Origin of the sequence: Micromonospora sp. NPDC048947, assembly GCF_040649495.1 — a bacterium.
Classification (GTDB): Bacteria; Actinomycetota; Actinomycetes; order Mycobacteriales; family Micromonosporaceae; genus Micromonospora; species Micromonospora alfalfae.
The window spans coordinates 72608-88925 of sequence record NZ_JBEZFO010000008.1 but is presented as its reverse complement, the minus strand read 5'-3'; the positions used below and the strand labels follow the sequence as shown (position 1 = coordinate 88925).

The following is a 16318-nucleotide window of genomic DNA, read 5'->3' as shown; positions in this document are numbered from 1 at the left end:
AGTCCCGCACAATGCGCCCCCACTTCGTGCCGCTCGGCGCGGAGCGGCGCGGTGAAGCGTACGGGAGGAGGTATCAGCGTCTTTCGCTGGGTGTGGGCAACTCCACAGTTGTTCGGTGACCGTTTAAGTACAAACAGTCACATGCCCAGGTTGGCGGCGCGTAGCCGCCGAGCCGCCTCGGTCGAGCCGTTCAGTTGGACCCGGGCCACCCGCTGCCGGCCGGAGACGAACAGCACCAGCTCGGCCGGAGCGCCGACCAGGCGCAGTGGCTCACCACCGCGTCCGAGGGAGATCTCACCGTGGCCGGGCGCCTGCACGTAGAGGTCCGCCGGAAAGCGGCGCAGTGCCAGCCGGACCATCGGGGCCGCGCGTTTCCAGAGCGCGCTCTGCAGGCCGGTGGGCAGATCGCGCGGCTGCCACCCGGAGCCGGCCCGCCGGACGTCCTCGTGGTGGATGAAGAACTCCATCGTGTTTGCCAACTCGTCGGTCAGCGGGTTGCTGACCGGGCTCCACAGCGGCGGTCGGCGCACCTGTGCCACCAGCTCGGGGTAGGGCCGTGCGGCGAGTCGCCGACGGACCCGTTCGGCGTAGCCGCGCAGCGGCGGCAGCACGATCCCACCCGCCGCGTCCGGACGGCGCTCCCGCAACACCAGATGCGCGGCGAGGTCACGGGTCGCCCAGCCCTCGTTGATGGTCGGGGCGTCCGGCCCGAGGGCCAGGAGAAGATCGGCGAGCGCCTCGCGCTCGGCTCGGGCGTACCGCGGCATGGCCCGATCGTAGGCCCGGCGGCCCGCCGGCGCGCGACAGCGGAGGCCGGTCGGCCAGCGCGGGACAGCGGACGTCGGTCGGCCGGCGCGTGACACACGACGCCGGTCGGCGCCTGCGGCACGCCGCCGTCCGGTACGTGATGGTCGACATATCCAGTCAGGGTCGGCGGCACTGGCCCCGACCGGTAAGGATGAGGGAGATAATTGCGGCTTACGGCGGGGGAGAGCGTGGCGAGCAAGACAAGTCGGGACGTTCTCAGTCGAGGGCTGGGGGTCCTGCGGCAGGCGATCCGTGAGCAACCGCGGATCTTCTCCGTGGCGGTCGTCGGCAGCGTGCTCTTCGGCGGGATGATCATTGTCAGCGCCCGGGTGGTCGGGTCGGTCATCGGTGAGGTGGCGCTTCCGGCCATCGAACGCGGCGAGGTGGGCGCCGGCACCCTGGCGTTGGCCGCGGCCGCGTTGTTCGGGATCAGCGTGCTGCGGGTGGCGGGCATCTTCGGCCGCCGGCTCGGCGCCGGCTACATGCAGTACCGCCTCCAGGCCTCCTACCGACGCAGGGTGACCCGCCGCTACCTGGAGCTGCCGCTGTCCTGGCACCACCGCAACTCCACCGGCACCCTGCTGTCGAACGCCAACTCCGACGTGGAGGCGGCCTGGTACCCGATCGCGCCGCTGCCGTTCGCCGTCGGCACGTTGGTGATGCTGGTCGGCGCGATAGTGTCGCTCTTCGCCACCGACTGGGCGCTCGCCCTGGTCGGGCTCGCGGTCTTCCCCGCGCTCTTCGCGCTCAACGTCGTCTACTCCCGCCGGATGGCCCCCCGGCAGGCGCGGGCGCAGCGACTGCGCGCCGAGGTCAGCGGCATCGCCCACGAGAGCTTCGACGGCGCCCTGGTGGTCAAGACGATGGGCCGCGAGGCCCAGGAGACCGCCCGGTTCGCGGGCCGCGCCGGCGAACTGCGCGACTCGCTGATCGCTGTCGGCCGGCTGCGCGGCATCTTCGACCCGCTGCTGGAGACGCTGCCAAGCCTCGGCACCCTCGCCGTGCTGGTGGTCGGGGCGTTCCGGCTGCGCCAGGGCGCGATCAGCGTGACCGAGCTGGTCAGCGTGGCCTTCCTCTTCACGGTGCTGGCCTTCCCGGTGCGGGCCATCGGTTGGGTGCTGGCCGAGCTGCCGCGCAGCGTCGCCGGCTGGGACCGGGTGCGCCGGGTGCTCGACGCCACCGGCGAGATGCCGTACGGGCAGCGGGTGCTCGACCCGGCCGGTGCCGGCCCGGCCACCCTCACCTTCGCCGACGTGCACTACTCCTATCCGCCGGCCGAAGCGCACCCGCCCGGCGCGCAGGTCCTCGGCGAGGTCGGCTTCACCGTGCCGTCCGGTCGGACGGTGGCCCTGGTGGGGCCGACCGGCGCCGGCAAGTCCACTATCGCCTCGCTGGCGGTGCGCCTCGTCGACCCGGACTCCGGCATTGTGTGCCTGGACGGCGTGGACGTGCGCGAGCTGACCTCCGCGTCGTTGGCCGGCACTGTGGCCCTGGTCGCCCAGGTGCCCTTCATCTTCGACGACACGGTCCGCGCCAACATCGCCCTCGACCGGCCCGGTGTCGACGACGAGGTGGTCTGGGCCGCGCTGCGGCTGGCCGAGGCGGACGGGTTCGTCGCCGCGCTGCCCGATGGTCTGGACACCATGGTCGGCGAGCGGGGCACGTCGCTCTCCGGCGGTCAGCGGCAGCGGCTCACACTGGCCCGCGCGCTGGCCGGTCGACCGCGTCTGCTGGTGCTCGACGACGCGACGAGCGCTGTCGATCCTCGAGTGGAGGCGGCCATCCTGGCGGGGCTGCGGTCGTCAACCACCCAGGCGGGAGTTCCGGCCGCGTCGATCCTGGTGGTGGCGTACCGCCGGGCCACCATCGCGCTCGCCGACGAGGTCATCTACGTGGAGCAGGGACGGGTGGTCGCCCGCGGCACCCACAGCGAGTTGTTGGCCACCGTGCCCGGCTACGTCGACCTGGTCACCGCCTACGAGCAGGCCGAGGTGGAGCGGGCACAGGAAAGTTCCTACGGCGACGACGTGGCGCCGCTGCCGTCGGGCCTGGAGATCGAGGTGGACCGGTGAGCGCGAGGAGTGCAGCGCAGCGGAGCCCCGCAGTCGCGAACGAAAGGCGGGACCGGTGAGTACGACGACTACGGGGACCGACGAGCAGGAGGCCCGGCAGGAGACGACCTGGCAGACCCTGCGTCGGGGCCTGGCGCTCTCGCCGGAGCTACGGATCGGTCTGGCCGGCACGTTGGCACTGGCGTTGGTCTACATGGTCGGTCGGGTTGCCGTGCCGGTCGCCGTGCAGCAGGGCATCGACCGGGGTCTCGTCGGTGGTCTGAATCTGAACGTGGTCTGGACGGTGGTGGCGATCACCGCGGCGATCCTGACCATCACCACGATCTGCGGCTACCTGATGATGCGCCGGCTGTTCACGGTCAGCGAGACGGCGCTGGCCAACGTCCGGACGCGCGCGTTCCGCCACGTGCACGACCTGTCGATGTTGCACCAGCAGTCGGAGCGGCGCGGTTCGCTGGTCTCGCGGGTCACCAGCGACGTGGACCAGATCACCCAGTTCCTCCAGTGGGGCGGGGTGATCCTGCTGGTCAACCTCGGTCAGCTGGTGGTCACCACCGCCGTCATGCTGGCGTACTCCTGGCAGTTGACAGTGGTGGTGCTGGCCGCGTTCCTGCCGGCGGTGTTCGTCATCCGGCAGTTGCAACGTCGCCTCGGCAGCGCGTACGCGACGGTGCGCCAACGTACCGGTACGTTGCTCGGCGCGATCGGCGAGAGCGTGGTGGGCGCGCCGGTGATCCGGGCGTACGGGATCGCCGGGCGCACCGAGCGGCGGCTGGACGAGGCGATCGACAGGCAGCGGCTGGCGCAGCAGCGGGCGATCCGGATCAGCATCGTGGGCAGCTCGGTCGGCGAGTTGGCGGCGGGGCTGGCGCTGGCCGGCGTGGTGGTGCTCGGCGTGCTGCTGGGGGTGGACGGCACGCTGTCGATCGGCCAGCTGACCGCGTTCCTCTTCCTGGTGACGCTCTTCATCCAGCCGGTGCAGATCGCCACCGAGGTGCTCAACGAGGCGCAGAACGCGATCGCCGGCTGGCGTCGGGTGCTGGACGTGCTGGACGTCGCCCCGGACGTGGCAGACCCGGGGGAGCAGGGGCGGGAGCTGCCGGGCGGGCCGCTGGACATCCGGTTCGCCGGAGTGCGGTTCGCCTATCCGGGTGGCCCGCCTGTGTTGCACGACATCGACCTGGAGATCCCGGCGAAGAGCCGGGTGGCGGTGGTCGGTGAGACCGGCAGCGGCAAGACCACGTTCGCCAAGTTGCTGACCCGGCTGATGGACCCGTCGGCCGGGGCGGTGCTGCTGTCCGGGGTGCAGTTGACCGACGTCCGGTTCGACTCGCTGCGCTCCCGCGTGGTGATGGTGCCGCAGGACGGGTTCCTCTTCGACGCGACGGTGGGGGACAACGTCCGGTTCGCCCGGCCGGAGTTGACCGACGAGCAGTTGAGCGCAGCCTTCACCGAGCTGGGCCTGTCGGACTGGCTGGAGGGTCTGCCGGCGGGCCTGGACACTCCGGTCGGGGAGCGCGGCGAGGCGCTCAGTGTCGGGGAGCGGCAACTTGTCGCGTTGGCCCGCGCGTACGTGGCCGACCCTGATCTGCTGGTGCTCGACGAGGCGACCAGCGCTGTGGACCCGGCGACGGAGGTGCGGTTGCAACGCACGCTGGACGCGGTCACCCGGGGTCGGACCACCCTCGCCATCGCGCACCGGCTCTCCACGGCGCAGGCCGCCGACGAGGTGATAGTGGTGGACCGGGGTCGGGTGGTGCAGCGCGGCCCGCACGACGAGCTGGTTCGCGACGCCGACTCGGTGTACGGCCTGCTCTACGCGTCCTGGCTGGAGCAGACCCGGTGAGGTGCGGCGGTGTGGTGGACGCCGACGGGCGGGTGCTCTAGGCTCCGGGTTAGGTAAGCCTAACCTCAGAAGGAGGTCGCGCCCATGCGGCCCAACTCCGCCGAGACCGTCCGTACCCTCGTCGCCGGCCGCCTGCCCGGCCTCGTGCACCTGGCCCACCGGCCGGGTCCGCACCACGCCCGGCACGTCACCGACTCGGACGGGCGGGTGCTGCTGCTGGTGCCGGTGGCCAGCCACCTGGCCGCCGCCCTGCAACCGGCAGCCGGGGGCAGCGACGTCGCTGTGGTGCTCGACGTGCTCGACCTGCCGCCGGCCGCCGGCGCGCCCGGCCTGGGTCGCGCCTGGGTGTCCGGTTGGGCGGCCGAGCTGCGCGGCGACGAGGCCCGCGACGCGGCCGTCGAGTTCGCCGCTGTGGAGCCGACCGGCGACCTGCTCGACCTGGGCATCCGGTTCCGGCTGTTCCGCTTCGAGGTGGTCGAGGTCCGCTGGGAGCGGGCCGGCGTCGTGCACCGGATCGACCCGGTGGAGTACGCCGAGGCCGAGCCGGACCCGGTGCACCCGGTCGAGGCCCGCCTGCTCGCCGACCTCGCCGAGTGCGACGGCGCGCAGGTGACGGAGTATCTGCGCCGGCAGCTCGGGTTGGCCGGGCAGACCCCGGACGGGCCGCCCCGGGTGGTGCGCATCGACCGCTACGGGCTGGTGGTGGCCCTCGGCCAACCCGGCGCCCGGCGTCGGGTCCGGCTGGCCTTCCCGGGCCCGGTGGCCGACCCGGCCGAGCTGCTGCGCCTGCTGCCGCCACTGCCCCTAACGGCCCACGCCCACCCGCCGCGCTAACCCCCCGCGCCCCGCCCGCGCCCTGCCCCGCCCCGCCGATCTTGCACTTTCGGTCGTCGGGTTGCGTGGTATATCCCTTTGGTCGGCGCAGAAAGTGCAAGATCGCGAGGGGCCCGGGGCCCGGGGCCCGGGGAGCGGCGCCGTGGGGTCAGGTTGGGAGTGGGCCGGTGAGGTACCGCTGGATCGTGGGACCGATCGCGGCCACCAGGGTTTCCGGGTCCGCCGAGGCGACCGGCTCAAGGCGTACCACGTGCCGCATCATGGCCAGGCCGATCATCTGGGTGGCCACCAGCGAGCCCCGCAGCGGTAGCTCGACCGGGTCGACGTCGAGGTTTTCCAGCACCCGGCGCAGCACCTGGGTGGTGACGAACTCACGCAGCAGTCGAGCGGTCCACTCGTTGCTCACCGCGGAGCGCAGCAGTGCCTGTGCGGCGCTGCCGGTCGGGGAGTCCCAGACGCCGAGGAAGATGCGCACCATCCGCTCGCCGACGCCGTCCCGGTCGCCGGCGAGGACCCTCGGCACCAGCTGACCGGGGTCGACCGGAAAGTTCATAGCGGCAAGGAAGAGCTGGTCCTTGCTGCCGAAGTAGTGGTGCACGAGGGCCGGGTCGACCTGCGCCGTACCGGCGATTCCCCGGATCGAGGCGGCGTCGTAGCCACGTTCGGCGAACGCCGTCCGCGCCGCGTCGAGAATCGCCTCCCGGGTGCCCGGGTTGCCGGGTCGCCGGCCGGTCCGCCGCGTCATCGCCGCCCTTCGTTCGTTCGCCTCGGCCCGTCGTGGGCCGGCCCGGCCCGCGCCGGGGTCGGCTGCCGCGCTGGCCGCCGCCCCCGGCGCTGGCGGTCAGCCGCTGCGTCGGCGCAGGGTGGCCGCCGCGAGCACCAGCGCCAGCACCACCGCGCCGAACACCACACCGACATCGCGCCACATCCGGCCGGTCGGGTCGGCGTGGGCACCGACCTCCTGCAACGCCTCGATGGCGTACGACAGGGGGAAGGCGTCACTGAGCGCCTGGAGCCAGCCGGCCATCTGGTCGCGAGCCACGAACAGCCCGCAGAGCAGCAGTTGGGGGATCACCACGACTGGCAGGAACTGTACTGCCTGGAACTCGGTGCGCGCGAAGGCACTGCACAGCAGCCCGAGGGCGACGCCGAGCACGGCGTCGAGCACGGCGATCCCGAGCACCAGCCCGATGCTGCCGGCGGTGTCCAGATCGAAGATCCAGTACGCCACCGCGGCGGCGACGGCTGCCTGCACGGCGGCGGCCAGCCCGAACGCGATGCCGTACCCGAAGAGCAGATCGAGCTTGCCCAGCGGCGTGGTGAGCAGCCGCTCCAGCGTGCCCGAGGTGCGTTCCCGCAGCATGGCGATGCTGGTCACCAGAAACATGATCACGAAGGGGAAGATGCCGAGCATCACCAGCGCGATCCGGTCGAAGGTCGTCGGCTGGCCGGGCGGGGTCGGTTGGTCGGCGTACATGAAGTAGACAAGGGTGAGCAGGACGGCCGGCACCACCACGAGCAGCGCGATGGTCCGCCGGTCGTGCCGGAGCTGACGCAGGATGCGCCCGGTGGTGGCGGCGAGAATTCGCGCGTTCATGCTGTCTCCCGGGCGGCTGTCGCGTCGGTGCTGGTGGAGGCGGCCTCGCCGGCCCGGATGAGCCGCAAGAACGCCTCGTCGAGGTCGTCCACACCGGCGGCGGCGCGGACCGCGGCGGGGCTGTCGTCGGCGATCAACCGACCCTGCCGGATCAGCAGCAGTTGGTCGCAGCGTGCTGCCTCGTCCATCACGTGGCTGGACACCAGCAGGGTGGTGCCGGCGGCGGCCATCGCGTGGAACCGGGCCCACAGGTCGGCGCGCAGCACCGGGTCCTGGCCGACCGTCGGCTCGTCGAGGATGACCAGCTCCGGCTCCCCGACCAGGGCACACGCCAGCGAGGCCCGGCTGCGTTGACCGCCGGAGAGGGTGCTGACCAGTTGACCGGCGGCCTCGGCCAGCCCGACGTCGCTGATCGCCCGGTCGGCCTCGGCGCGCCCACGTCCGTACAGGGCCGCGAAGTAGCGGGCGTTCTCCCGGACGGTGAGGTCGGCGTAGACGCTCGGGGCCTGGGTCAGGTAGCCCACCCGGTGCCGCAGCGCGGGGGTGCCCGCCGGTTGACCGAGCACGGTGACCGTCCCGCCGCTGACCAGCTGCACCCCGACCACCGCGCGCATGAACGTGGTCTTGCCACTGCCGCTGGGGCCGAGCAGCCCGGTGACCGCGCCGCGCGGGACCCGGCAGCTGATGCCGTCCAGCACCCGCCGCCCACCCCGGTCCACGACCAGGTCTCGGACGGCTATCGCATCGTCCATCACGCACCTCCACAGAAACTCATCACCTGTTGAACTCAACGCTAGATGAAATACCGCGCCGGGCGCAACGCCGCGCCGGTGTCCGGCTGGCCAACCGTCGCGCGGAGCGCGAGAACGGGCAGTAGGCTCCGGACCGGACACGAAGTCCGCCAACGGGCATTGCGCGCTGATCGGACGTACGGCACGATGGCGCGGTGGGTCACGCTCCGTTACCGGATAGCGGTTTTCTTGAGGATTGGGCCGCGCGGTTGCGGCAGGCCGCCGAGCGGCCGGTGGTCGGCATCGTGTTGCGCGGCAGCCACGCCCGCCGCGCCGCCACCGCGCACAGCGACGTCGACCTCGACGTGTTGGTCGGCGGCGCCCCGTACGCGGCCCGCCGGGCCTACCTGGACGAGTCCGCAGGCCAGGTCACTCACGTTTCGGTGGCCGCCCGGGACATCCGGTCCTGGGTGCACCGGCTGGGCGAACCGGCCGACTGGGCGTTCGGGCTGCCTGTCACCGCGCCGGCGCGGCTGCTCTGGGCCGACCCGCACTGGCGGCCCCGGATCGACCTGCCGGTGCTCTGCCAGCCCGCCGAGCCACCCCGACTGGAAGAGATGATCGCCACTCTGGGTAAGGCCGCCGCCGCCCGCGCGGCCAGCGATCGTCTCGGGGTCCGGCTCGCCGTCGCCGACCTGGCGCGGCTCTGCCCCTCGGTGCTGCGACCGGCCAACCCGTCCGTGCGGGTCCACTCCCGCCGGGCGGCCTTCGCGGCGGCCCTGGAACTGCCGGTGGCGCCACCCGGCTACCGGACGGACATGCTGCTCTGCCTCGGACTGCGCCCGGGGGCCACCGGGCAGCTCTGGGCCGCCGCCGTTCGGCTGGTCGCCGGCACGCTGCCGTTGATCCGGCCGTACGCCGAGGAGATCGCCGACACGGCCGGCGCGGACCTGGCCGCCGCCCTGGTCGACGGCCGGCTGGACCGCTACGTCGCCCAGCTGGCCCGACCGGCCCGGCCCTCGTCGCAGCCCCGGCCCTCGTCGCAGTCCAGGTCCTCGTCACAGCCCTTGCTCTCGTCCCAGCGCTGGCTCTCGGGGCCTCCGCCGCAGCCCTGGCGGGAGCGGTCGGCGGCGCCCGCACCGCGTGCGGGAGAATTGGTGACTGTGCCCGTACCTGACCCGCCGGTGACCGGCGTCCCCAGCGATCCGAACGAGTTGGCCGCGTCGGCGCGCCAGTCCCGGCTCGACCCGGCCATCGCGGCCCAGTTGCGCCGCACCGCCGACGGTCTGGTCGCCGCCGTGGTGCGCGCGCACGACTCCGGTGAGGTGCTGATGGTGGCCTGGATGGACGACGAGGCGTTGCACCGCACCCTCACCACCGGCCGGGCCACCTACTGGTCGCGCAGCCGCCGCGAATACTGGGTCAAGGGCGCCACCTCCGGGCACCACCAGTACGTGCGGTCGGTCGCCCTGGACTGCGACGGGGACGCGCTGCTGGTGAGCGTGGACCAGGTCGGCGCGGCCTGCCACACCGGGCACCGGACCTGCTTCTTCACCGAGCTGCCCGTCACCGGGACGGAGGCACCGTGAGCACGCGGAGCGCGGCGCGGCGACACACGGCAGTCGCTACCGAAAGGCGGGTCGGCCGATGACCGACGGCACCCTCAGCCCCGACCTGGACACCTTCACCGCGCTGGCCGCCGACTGGCGGGTGGTGCCGGTCACCCGGCGGCTGCTGGCCGACGCGGAGACCCCGGTCGGGGTCTACCGGAAGCTGGCCGGTGGGCCGGGCACGTTCCTGTTGGAATCGGCCGAGCAGGGCGTCGGCTCGGCCGGCATGGCCTGGTCGCGGTACTCGTTCATCGGCGTCCGCAGCAGCGCGACCCTGATCGAGCGCGACGGCGTGGCGACCTGGCTCGGCCAGCCGCCGGCAGGGCTGAGCACCGAGGGTGACCCGGTGCGGATGCTGCGGGAAACGGTGGCGGCGCTGGCCGGCCCGGTCGGGGACCCGTCCGACGGTCTGCCGCCGCTGACCGGGGGCATGGTCGGCTACCTCGGCTACGACCTGATCCGGCGTTTCGAGCGGTTGCCCGAGCTGACCGAGGACGACCTGGGCGTCCCGGAGCTGGGCATGATGCTCGCCACCGACCTGGTGGTCCTCGACCACTACGACGGCTCCGCGATCCTGGTCGCCAACGCGGTGCTACCGCCGTTGGACGCCCCGGACCGCGCCCCGCAGGTCGCCGCCGCCTACCACCACGCGGTGGGCCGGTTGGACGCGATGACCACGGCCCTGTCCCGGCCCATCCCGCCGATGATCTCCACGGTCGAGCGTCCGCCGGCCGGCGAGGTGCTCTGCCGTACGCCCGACGGCGGCTACCCGAAGGCGGTGGAGGCGGCCAAGGAGGCGATCAGGGCCGGTGAGTGCTTCCAGATCGTGCTCTCCCAGCGCTTCGAGCGGACGACCCACGCCGACCCGCTGGACGTCTACCGGGTGCTGCGTACCAGCAACCCCAGCCCGTACATGTACCTGCTGCGTTTCGACGGGTTCGACATCGTCGGCTCGTCCCCCGAGGCGCACCTGAAGGTCACCGGGGCCGCCGACGGGCGGCGGCGGGCGTTGTTGCACCCGATCGCCGGCACCAGGCCGCGGGGTGGCACCCCCGCCGCCGACGCCGCGCTCGCCGCCGAGCTGCTCGCCGACCCGAAGGAACGCGCGGAGCACGTGATGCTGGTCGACCTCGGCCGCAACGACCTGGGTCGGGTCTGTCAGCCCGGCACCGTGGAGGTGCCCGAGTTCGCCACCATCGAGCGGTACAGCCACGTCATGCACATCGTCTCCACTGTCACCGGCACGCTGCGTGACGACCAGAGCGCCTTCGACGCCCTGGCCGCGACCTTCCCGGCCGGCACGCTCTCCGGGGCGCCCAAGGTGCGCGCCATGGAGATCATCGAGGAGTTGGAGCCGGTCCGTCGTGGCCTCTACGGCGGCACCGTCGGCTACTTCGGCTTCGGCGGCGACCTGGACATGGCGATCGCCATCCGGACCGCGCTCATGCGGGACGGCCGCGCCTACGTCCAGGCCGGGGCGGGGGTGGTCGCCGACTCGGACCCGGCCGCCGAGGACCAGGAGACGCGGAACAAGGCAGCGGCAGTGCTGGCCGCGATCGCGGCCGCCGAAACCCTCCGGCCGGCGCGGTGAGCGCGAGGAGTGCAGCGAAGCGGAGCCCCGCAGTCGCGAACGGAGGGCTGGCGCGGTGAGCGCGAGGAGTGCGGCGAAGCGGAGCCCCGCGGTGAACGATGGGATGAGGTCGTGAGCGGCGGGGACCGGTCCGTCGTGGGCCGGCGCGCGTTGACGTACGCCGTGCTGCTCTGCCTGGCCGGCGCGGGCCTGGCTCTCTGGGCCGCGACGCGCAGCTGGTCGGTCGAGCTGACCGTACGTCCGGCGCCGCTGCCGCCGGTGCGGGACACCCGCAGCGGTGCGAGCCTGCTGCCGTGGCTGCCGGCGTTGGCCCTTGTGACACTGGCCGGGGGTGGCGCGGTGCTTGCCACCCGGGGTCGCCTGCGTCGGGTGCTCGGGGCGCTGCTCGGCGTGCTCGGCCTGGCCGTGGCGGCCGGTGGTGGGTACGGGCTGGTAGCCGATGTGGGCGGCGTCGCGAGCCGGCAGTGGCCGGCGCTCTGCCTGCTGGGTGGCCTGCTGGCCGCCGGCGGTGGCTGGTGGACGGCGGTGCGCGGCGGTGACTGGCCGGCGATGGGCGCCCGGTACGAACGTCCGGCGCGGACCGCGCCGCAGGCCGCGCCGGCGCAGGGCGACCCGGTTGTGCCGCCGACGCCGTTGGCGGGGCGGCGGACCACCGAGGCGTGGGACGCGCTGGACCGGGGTGAGGACCCGACGGACGACTGACGCGGTGGCCGACTGCCGCGGTGGCCGGCCAATGCGACGGCCGCGACTGCCGGCTGACGCGGTGTCCGGCGAACGCGGTGGCCGCGACGGCTGGCTGACGCGGTGGCCGTGGCGGGCGGTCAGCCGACCGGCTGGCGCTCCCACTGGGCGCGGCTACTGGCGGCGCGGGCGGCGGTCAGCTCGGCGACCAGGCGGTTCAGCTCGGCCCGTTGGTCGGCGCGGGCCCGGTCGGCGCAGACCGCCTCCCAGGCGTTGCCCCGTGCCGTCCGCATCCGTCCCTCGCCCACCACTGCCCGTTCCACTGTGTGCACCACTCCGACGGCGAGCGATGCCACGGTCCGCGAGATGGTGGTCAGTCCGATGGTCGGGTTCGGCTCGGAAATGCTCATGGTCACCTCGCACGAGGAGTTGCTGCGGTCGGGGCAGGCGCGCCATCGAGTCTGCCCGAGGACGATGCTCGCCCGTCGACGTTTCGCCGCGGTGACCGCCCGGTCAACTGTCTCGCCTCGGCCGTGACCAGGCACCGTCCGTTCGGCCTTGAGCTTGCTCACAGCATCGACTGGCATCGCTGCCGCCGGGCGGCGAGCGGAAACTGGTGGCATGATCGATGGATCGGCCCGGTCTGACTGTGGCCGCCAGGCTCCATACCGCGTGACGGTGGTCGATACCGGAGGTGGCGCTGCGTGACAACCCCTTCACGGCAAGTCGGCCATTATGCCGCAGCCCTTTTCGTGAGCAGCGCCATACCCCCGGCATTCGGCGTCGGTCGGCTGCCCCTAGCATCGGCCCATGACGCCCGGAGAGGGGAGTCCGTTCGTGACTGCTGAGCATGCGCACGCGGAGGGGGACGAGGCCGGCCAGGCAGCGTCCGTAAGCGTGCTCGACGAGATTCTGGCCGGCGTGCGTGAAGACGTCGCCCGACGCCAGGAGCAGGTTCCGCTGGAGCGGATCCGTGAACTGGCAGCGGCGGCGCCGCCACCCATGGACGCGTACGCCGCGCTGCGCAAGCCCGGCGTGGCCGTGATCGCCGAGGTGAAGCGTTCGTCGCCGTCCAAGGGCCGGCTGGCCGAGATCGCCGATCCGGCTGACCTCGCTGTCGACTACGCGGCCGGTGGGGCGCGGGCGATCAGCGTGCTGACCGAGGGGCGCTGGTTCGGCGGTTCGCTGGACGACCTGGCGGCCGTCCGTGCGGCGGTCACCGTGCCGGTGCTGCGCAAGGACTTCGTGGTCTCCAGCTATCAGATCCACGAGGCCCGCGCGCACGGCGCCGACCTGGTGCTGCTGATCGTCGCCGCACTTGAGCAGAACGTCCTGATGGGCCTGCTGGAGCGGATCGAGTCACTGGGCATGACAGCCCTGGTCGAGGTGCACGACGAGGAAGAGGCCGACCGCGCGTTGGAGGCCGGCGCGCAGGTGATCGGGGTCAACGCCCGTGACCTGCGTACCCTGGAGGTCGACCGGTCGGTGTTCGAGCGGATCGCGCCCGGCCTGCCCAGCAGCGTCGTCAAGATCGCCGAATCCGGCGTTCGTGGCCCGCACGACCTGATCCGGTACGCCTCCGCGGGCGCCGACGCGGTCCTCGTGGGTGAGGGCCTGGTCACCCAGAAGAGCCCCCGCGAGGCGGTAGCCGAGTTGGTCAACGCCGGCAACCACCCGGCAACGCCCCGGCCGGTGCGCTGACCCCGCCCCCGGTCTGACGTCCCACCGAGAGGATTCCCGATGAGCGCCGACGCGCTGGCCCCGGTGGCCGGCCCGCAGCCCGACTCCGCCGGCCACTTCGGCCGCTTCGGCGGTCGGTTCGTTCCCGAGGCCCTGGTGGCCGCGCTGGACGAGCTCGACGGGGCGTGGCGTACGGCGATGGCGGACGAGTCCTTCCGGGCGGAGTTCGGCGCGCTGTTGCGCGACTACGCCGGCACGCCGTCGCTGCTCTACGAGGCCCGGCGGTTCTCCGCGAAGGTCGGCGCGCGGGTGCTGCTCAAGCGCGAGGACCTCAACCACACGGGTGCGCACAAGGTGCGCAACGTGCTCGGCCAGGCGCTGCTCACCAAGCGGATGGGCAAGACCCGCGTGATCGCGGAGACCGGCGCTGGCCAGCACGGTGTCGCCACCGCGACCGCCGCCGCCCTGTTCGACCTGGAGTGTGTGGTCTACATGGGCCAGGTCGACACCGAGCGGCAGGCGCTCAACGTGGCCCGGATGCGGATGCTCGGCGCTACCGTCGTCCCCGTCACCAACGGCTCGCGCACACTGAAGGACGCGATGAACGAGGCGATGCGCGACTGGGTGGCGAACGTCGACGAGACGCACTACCTGATCGGGACCGCCGCGGGCCCGCACCCGTTCCCGGCGATGGTGCGCGACTTCGTCCGGGGCATCGGTGACGAGGCCCGTCAGCAGTGCCTGGACCTCACCGGTGGGTTGCCGGACGCCGTCACCGCGTGCGTCGGCGGCGGCTCCAACGCGCTGGGCATCTTCCACGCGTTCGTGGGCGACGAGGCCGTGCGGCTGTACGGCTTCGAAGCCGGTGGCGACGGGGTGGCCACCGGCCGGCATGCGGCGAGCATCACCGGCGGGTCGGCCGGGGTGCTGCACGGCACCCGCACCTTCGTGCTCCAGGACGCTGACGGGCAGACCCTGGAGTCGCACTCGATCTCCGCCGGCCTGGACTACCCGGGCGTCGGGCCCGAGCACGCGTGGCTGCACGACACCGGCCGGGCGAACTACCTGCCGGTCACGGACGACGAGGCGATGGCCGCGTTCGAGCTGCTCTGCCGTACCGAGGGCATCATCCCGGCGATCGAGAGCGCACACGCGCTCGCCGGCACCGTCGCGCTGGCTCCCAAGCTCGCCGCGGAACTGGGCCGGGAGCCCACGATCGTGGTCAACCTCTCCGGGCGGGGCGACAAGGACGTGCACACCGCCGGTGACTACTTCGGCATCCTCGACAAGGAGCGGTGAGATGAGCCGGATCGGGGTGGCCTTCGACAAGGCCCGCGCCGACGGACGGGCACTGCTGGTCGGCTGCATGCCGGCCGGTTTCCCCACCGTCGAGGGCAGCATCGCCGCGATGACCGCCATGGTCGAGGCCGGCGTCGACGTGATCGAGGTGGAGATCCCCTACTCCGACCCGGTGATGGACGGGCCGGTGATCCAGCGGGCCAGCGACATCGCGCTGGCCGGGGGCGTACGCACTGCGGACACGATGCGCATCATCGAGGCGGTGGCGGCCACCGGCGCTCCGGTGGTCACCATGACCTACTGGAACCCGGTCGAGCGGTACGGCGTGGACGTCTTCGCCCGTGACCTGGCCTCCGCCGGCGGCACCGGTCTGATCACCCCGGACCTGATCCCTGACGAGGCCGACGAGTGGCTGGCCGCCTCGGAGGCGCACGGGCTGGACCGCACGTTCCTGGTCTCGCCGTCGTCCACCGACGCCCGGCTGGCGATGACGGTCCAGCACTGCCGCGGCTTCGTCTACGCGACAGCGGTGATGGGGGTGACCGGCGCCCGGGCGCGTACCTCCGACGCCGCCCCGACGCTGGTCTCCCGGGCCCGCGCGGTCACCGATCTGCCGATCGGCGTCGGCCTGGGTGTGGGTACCGGCGCGCAGGCCGGCACCGTCGCCGGTTACGCCGATGGGGTGATCGTCGGCAGCGCGCTGGTCCGGTGTGTGCTCGACGCGCCCAGCGAGGCCGACGGGCTGGCCGCCCTGCGCACGCTCAGCGCCGAACTCGCCGAGGGCGTCCGTAACCCCACCCGCTGAGCCCGGCGCTTGCTGGGCCCGGCCGCGCCGAGCCCTCGGCGTTCGTCAGGGGTGCAGCGACGGGTCCACGGCCTCACCGCGTTGCTCCGGTGGCTGCCCCGCTCCCGGTTGGCAGTCCTGGCCGGTCCCGGGCTGCCGCCCGTTGTGCCCGGCGGGCTGCTGCTCGTGGCTGGTCGTGGGCCGCTGTGTGTCCTGGCCGGTTCCCGGGCGCTGCGTGTCCTTGTCGGTTGTCGGCCGGCCGTGCTCGGCTGGGCGAGCCGCCGGCAGCGGCGCGGAGGCGCTGGTGTCGGGCGCGCAGGCGACGTCGCGGAGCACGCCGGAGCGGCCGGCTGTCGCGTCGGTGACGGCGGCCCGGGTGAGCGGTGTGACCACCTCGGGCAGCGCGTCGGGGGAGTGCCAGGACAATCGGCAGCCCGGAGGTGGGTCGGTGGCGGGTCGGACACCGGCAGCGCGAGCCCGGAACACGTGCACGAGAACGTCCGGCAGCGGGCCGGCGCGTCCGGCGGCGGCCTCTCCTGGAGGGCCGCTCACCTGGTAGATGCCGACGAGGTCGGTCAGTTCGATCTCCCAGCCGGTCTCCGCGCGAATGTCCCGTAACGCCGCCCGCACCGGGCCCTCGGCCGGGCGCAGTCGTCCGCCGGGCAACGCGTAGCGGCGGGCACCCCGACCCTGCTGGCAGAGCAGCACCCGACCGGTGTCGTCGGTGACGACCGCGGCGACCGCCCAGGTGAGCGCGCTCATGGACAAAGAGCCTACGGCGGTGCA

Annotated in this window: 14 protein-coding genes and 2 pseudogenes; 10 read left to right on the top strand and 6 right to left on the bottom strand. The window is 73.1% G+C overall.

Annotation, left to right across the window (positions count from 1 at the left end; translation table 11 throughout):
• Positions 1-137: 137 nt before the first annotated feature.
• A complete protein-coding gene (locus AB0B98_RS13910; RefSeq protein WP_357277882.1) occupies positions 138-767 on the bottom strand; it encodes a TIGR03085 family metal-binding protein in 630 nt (209 codons plus the stop codon).
• A gap of 228 nt (positions 768-995) precedes the next feature.
• Here AB0B98_RS13910 and AB0B98_RS13905 point away from each other — a divergent pair, with 228 nt between their 5' ends.
• The 3 genes from AB0B98_RS13905 to AB0B98_RS13895 all read left to right on the top strand — a co-directional run bounded on the left by AB0B98_RS13905 (position 996) and on the right by AB0B98_RS13895 (position 5559).
• A complete protein-coding gene (locus AB0B98_RS13905) occupies positions 996-2879 on the top strand; it encodes an ABC transporter ATP-binding protein (protein WP_357362848.1) in 1884 nt (627 codons plus the stop codon).
• 55 nt (positions 2880-2934) lie between these two features.
• Positions 2935-4725 (top strand): ABC transporter ATP-binding protein, encoded by a 1791-nt coding sequence (locus tag AB0B98_RS13900; RefSeq protein WP_357362846.1) that lies wholly within the window; start codon positions 2935-2937, stop codon positions 4723-4725.
• An 84-nt stretch (positions 4726-4809) separates the two neighbouring features.
• A complete protein-coding gene (locus tag AB0B98_RS13895; RefSeq protein ID WP_238667354.1) occupies positions 4810-5559 on the top strand; it encodes a DUF2470 domain-containing protein in 750 nt (249 codons plus the stop codon).
• A 148-nt stretch (positions 5560-5707) separates the two neighbouring features.
• On the opposite strand, the gene AB0B98_RS13890 is transcribed toward AB0B98_RS13895, so the two are convergent.
• From AB0B98_RS13890 to AB0B98_RS13880, 3 genes are all read right to left on the bottom strand, one after another.
• Positions 5708-6304, bottom strand: coding sequence for a TetR family transcriptional regulator (locus tag AB0B98_RS13890; protein ID WP_238667353.1), 597 nt, complete (start codon positions 6302-6304; stop codon positions 5708-5710).
• 96 nt (positions 6305-6400) lie between these two features.
• Complete coding sequence (locus AB0B98_RS13885) at positions 6401-7156, bottom strand: ABC transporter permease (RefSeq protein WP_357362844.1); 756 nt, start codon at positions 7154-7156, stop codon at positions 6401-6403.
• The gene (locus AB0B98_RS13880) at positions 7153-7908 is read right to left on the bottom strand and encodes an ABC transporter ATP-binding protein (RefSeq protein WP_357362842.1); all 756 of its coding nucleotides are present in this window, start codon (positions 7906-7908) and stop codon (positions 7153-7155) included. The genes AB0B98_RS13885 and AB0B98_RS13880 overlap by 4 nt, the downstream gene beginning before the upstream one ends.
• Before the next feature lie 596 nt (positions 7909-8504).
• Between AB0B98_RS13880 and AB0B98_RS13875 the strand changes: the two are divergent.
• The 4 genes and pseudogenes from AB0B98_RS13875 to AB0B98_RS13860 all read left to right on the top strand — a co-directional run.
• A pseudogene (locus tag AB0B98_RS13875) lies at positions 8505-8789 on the top strand (phosphoribosyl-AMP cyclohydrolase); the annotation flags it as partial.
• A 324-nt stretch (positions 8790-9113) separates the two neighbouring features.
• A pseudogene (gene hisI, locus AB0B98_RS13870) lies at positions 9114-9476 on the top strand (phosphoribosyl-AMP cyclohydrolase); the annotation flags it as partial.
• Between the two features lie 58 nt (positions 9477-9534).
• Positions 9535-11088, top strand: coding sequence for an anthranilate synthase component I (locus AB0B98_RS13865; RefSeq protein WP_238667350.1), 1554 nt, complete (start codon positions 9535-9537; stop codon positions 11086-11088).
• 111 nt (positions 11089-11199) lie between these two features.
• Positions 11200-11790, top strand: coding sequence for a Trp biosynthesis-associated membrane protein (locus AB0B98_RS13860; protein WP_238667349.1), 591 nt, complete (start codon positions 11200-11202; stop codon positions 11788-11790).
• Positions 11791-11909: 119 nt separating this feature from the next.
• On the opposite strand, the gene AB0B98_RS13855 is transcribed toward AB0B98_RS13860, so the two are convergent.
• The gene (locus AB0B98_RS13855; protein ID WP_238667484.1) at positions 11910-12179 is read right to left on the bottom strand and encodes a hypothetical protein; all 270 of its coding nucleotides are present in this window, start codon (positions 12177-12179) and stop codon (positions 11910-11912) included.
• Between the two features lie 487 nt (positions 12180-12666).
• On the opposite strand from AB0B98_RS13855, the gene trpC reads away from it, so the two are divergent.
• The 3 genes from trpC to trpA are packed head-to-tail and all read left to right on the top strand — an operon-like array spanning position 12667 to position 15553.
• Positions 12667-13470 (top strand): indole-3-glycerol phosphate synthase TrpC, encoded by an 804-nt coding sequence (trpC, locus tag AB0B98_RS13850; protein ID WP_030334428.1) that lies wholly within the window; start codon positions 12667-12669, stop codon positions 13468-13470.
• Positions 13471-13509: 39 nt separating this feature from the next.
• On the top strand, positions 13510-14748 hold the full coding sequence (gene trpB, locus AB0B98_RS13845) for a tryptophan synthase subunit beta (RefSeq protein WP_238667348.1): 1239 nt from the start codon (positions 13510-13512) through the stop codon (positions 14746-14748).
• A gap of 1 nt (position 14749) precedes the next feature.
• The gene (gene trpA / locus AB0B98_RS13840; protein WP_357362840.1) at positions 14750-15553 is read left to right on the top strand and encodes a tryptophan synthase subunit alpha; all 804 of its coding nucleotides are present in this window, start codon (positions 14750-14752) and stop codon (positions 15551-15553) included.
• A 45-nt stretch (positions 15554-15598) separates the two neighbouring features.
• On the opposite strand, the gene AB0B98_RS13835 is transcribed toward trpA, so the two are convergent.
• Complete coding sequence (locus tag AB0B98_RS13835) at positions 15599-16294, bottom strand: NUDIX hydrolase (RefSeq protein WP_357362838.1); 696 nt, start codon at positions 16292-16294, stop codon at positions 15599-15601.
• Between the last annotated feature and the right edge of the window lie 24 nt (positions 16295-16318).